The organism is Sphingomonas sp. 10B4 (assembly GCF_035019905.1).
GTDB classification, from domain to species: Bacteria; Pseudomonadota; Alphaproteobacteria; order Sphingomonadales; family Sphingomonadaceae; genus Sphingomonas; species Sphingomonas glacialis.
This window is the reverse complement of the sequence record NZ_JASJVC010000576.1, coordinates 1-236: the sequence shown is the minus strand read 5'-3', so window position 1 is coordinate 236 and position 236 is coordinate 1. Positions and strand designations below refer to the sequence as shown.

1 protein-coding gene is annotated in these 236 nt (G+C 51.7%); it reads left to right on the top strand.

Annotated elements, in window-relative coordinates:
• A partial coding sequence (locus tag QN347_RS20920) for an L-serine ammonia-lyase, iron-sulfur-dependent, subunit beta (RefSeq protein ID WP_323494565.1) occupies positions 1–236 on the top strand: 236 nt, incomplete at both ends.

Below are 236 nucleotides of genomic sequence, written 5' to 3'. Positions count from 1 at the left end.
ACCTGGCGGTTTGCACGTGAAACGACGTGCAGCAAAATTGTGGCGCAGCGCCAATGAAAGTGCGGACGTTTTACCACATGACGGCATGCATAAAGTCAGCTTATATGCGATGGCGGTAAACGAAGAAAATGCTGCAGGCGGTCGCGTCGTTACCGCCCCTACCAATGGTGCCGCGGGTATTATCCCAGCTGTATTGCGCTATTACGCAGAAGACTGCAAACCAAGTAATCCAGAAT